We start from the raw sequence: 2500 nt of genomic DNA, 5'->3' as shown, positions 1-2500 counted from the left end.
ACTCTTCTGCGTTTTTCAATAAATTGATCATAACTTGATTTATTTGGGTAGCATCACACATAAAATCAAACTGATCTACATTAGATTCAAATTTATACAAAATATTATCATTAAGTAATTTACGTGCTTCAACGATGTGTTTAACTAAATAAACTAACTCACTTTTCGTAAATTTAGGAGCAGGAAGACGTGCAAAAAGAACAAATTCAGATACTATATTTTTAATATCGTTAGTATGGCGAATAATCATTTTCAAATAATTTTCAAATTCCGCTCTTTCTTTTATTTCCGGGCTAAATTTCTTAAGCAGCCTTTCAGAAGCAAGCAAAATAGGAGTTAACGGGTTTTTAATCTCATGAGCTACTTTTTTTGCAACATCCGACCAAACCATCGCCCGTTGGGCTATAACTAAATCACGTTGCTGACGAGAAAGCTGCTTAATCATTCTATTAAATGCGGTATAAAGCGTTCCTATTTCATCTTTATCCACTTCACTTTCAGACACTTGTACCGTTAAATCACCGTCTTTAACTTTGTCGGTTGCAGTAACTAATTTTTTAATAGGATTTACTATTTTAGCAGTAAATATAACCCCGAAACTTATAGCTACAAAAAGAAGTAATAAGGCAATAAAGATAAACATTATAGAGAACTTAATTTGTATATTATCTATTTCATTTTTAAGACTATTATACTCGGCAGCCGCTCCGTTAGTTGCATCTATATGATCGATAATTTTATTATCTACTAATCTACCGACCAATAAATATACGTCATTATATTCTTTTAATTTAATCAGCATCCTTATTTTTGTCGGATCGGATTTTACCTCCACCGGTTCACCTAAATCAGCTTTTTTAATTAAATGTGCAGGAATAGTTGCAAATGATAGTGAAAAACTTAAATAACTATTAGCTACTATAGTATTGGTAGATTTATTTAAAACTATAGCTTCATCAAGCGAACGCATCTCTGCTTCGGTATTAAGCGTTTTAGTAAACAAAGCAGGATTATGAATTAAATCGTAATACATATCGCCTAAATCTTCGGCAACGGCTAAAGCAGTTTCTTTTAGCTGTAGTTTATGCTCGGCAATATAAGATTCGGCAACTATTACGGATTGATCAAGAACCGTAGAAATCTTTTTATCAAACCAAACCTGAACACTAAGATTAAAAAAATAAACAGAAAATACCGAAACAATTATAGTTGGAATAGCAGCAACTAAACTAAAGGCAATTACAATACGATTTTGTAATTTAGAACTATCGTTATTATTATTTTTAGTAAAAAATTTTTGAGTTAGTAAAATACCTAAAATCAAAAAAATTGCTAAATCAACTAATAAAAATCCAATAATCGTACTAAAATTCTTCGATTCTAAAGATATTACATAAAAAGTAGCACAGGCAAAAATAACGGCAGCCGCTATTAAAGTAAGAATTAGTACTCTACTAGAAAAATAAGAACGTAGATTTTGTTTAAGATAACTAAGCATAAATACTGTTTATATGACTATAACAGTTCTTTATAACATAAAAAAAGCTAGAAATATAAATATTTCTAGCTTTAATTTGGTATAAAATTGTTTGAAATTTTATTCATCAAACATTTTTTTACGAGCAAATTTTCTTATTCTTCTCGCTGCTTCTTGCTCTTTACGAACTCGTTTCGCTGAAGGCGGTTCATAATAACGTTGTTCTTTCATCTTACGAAAATAAAGCTCTCTTTGTAGCTTTTTCTTAAAATTCTTAAGCGTATTATCACAATTACCGGCGTGAACATTTACTAGTATCACTAAAATTACTCTCCTTAAAAGATATTATAGGTTTGGACAACAACTTATATTATCTATATAATAAGTTATAATGTCAAGGTTAAAAATATGAATATTCAAGAAGAACACTATATCAAAAAATTAAGCTTTGTGCAATCTTTATTAGAATTATTACCGTTTAATGAATGGAATAGTAAGCTACTTGAAGAAGCAGAAGAAAAATGCGGCTTTGCAAAAGGTTATGCTTTAATAGTTTTTCCAGAAGGTTTATCTGAAATAATAGAATTTTTTGAGAGCTATCTAGACAATATTCTGCTAGAAAGTTTAGCCAAGATAGAAGAACCGGCAAAAATAAGAGAAAAAATATCCTTAGCCGTAAAGATTAGGGTTAAAACCGTGCTTCCTATTATTCATAGTAAGAATGCCGCTTATTTTGCATTAAACCCAATGCAAGGAACTGAAGTTGCATTCCGTAGTTGTGATGTTATTTGGCGTTATGCCGGCGATAAATCTCTTGATTTTAATTACTACACTAAAAGAGGCTTATTGCTCTCAGTTTATGTTTCATCTATTCTTTTTTATATCCAAGACGAATCGGATAATTATATTGAAACTGATAAATTCATTGAAACTTCTGTAGAAAATATAGTAAAAACTTTTGCACAGATGAAAAAATTACTCGACCCTTCAAATATTCCTATAGTTAGAATGTTTACGTAGATA

3 protein-coding genes (1 of these 3 cut by a window edge) are annotated in these 2500 nt (G+C 29.9%); 1 reads left to right on the top strand and 2 read right to left on the bottom strand.

What is annotated here, in order from left to right; all coding sequences use genetic code 11:
- Both AC1Z7D_RS04450 and rpsU read right to left on the bottom strand, forming a co-directional pair.
- On the bottom strand, window positions 1-1498 hold the 5' portion of the coding sequence (locus tag AC1Z7D_RS04450; protein WP_482602336.1) for a sensor histidine kinase NtrY-like. The gene continues 302 nt to the left of window position 1, outside the view; 1498 of the gene's 1800 nt are visible here — the first part of the coding sequence; the start codon lies at window positions 1496-1498; the stop codon falls past the left edge of the window.
- A 99-nt stretch (window positions 1499-1597) separates the two neighbouring features.
- Entirely contained in the window at window positions 1598-1798 is a 201-nt protein-coding gene (gene rpsU, locus AC1Z7D_RS04445; RefSeq protein WP_341787635.1) for a 30S ribosomal protein S21, read from the bottom strand.
- An 87-nt stretch (window positions 1799-1885) separates the two neighbouring features.
- On the opposite strand from rpsU, the gene AC1Z7D_RS04440 reads away from it, so the two are divergent.
- On the top strand, window positions 1886-2497 hold the full coding sequence (locus AC1Z7D_RS04440; RefSeq protein ID WP_482602334.1) for a COQ9 family protein: 612 nt from the start codon (window positions 1886-1888) through the stop codon (window positions 2495-2497).
- The last annotated feature ends 3 nt before the right edge of the window (window positions 2498-2500 follow it).

The sequence above is a fragment of the Rickettsia sp. genome (assembly GCF_965035265.1).
Note: the sequence above shows the minus strand (reverse complement) of the source record. Positions and strands in the feature narration are given on the sequence as shown.

Coding starts and splice junctions, on each gene's coding strand:
- AC1Z7D_RS04440 (WP_482602334.1), top strand. CDS start 1,886: ATGAATATTCAAGAAGAACACTATATCAAAAAATTAAGCTTTGTGCAA.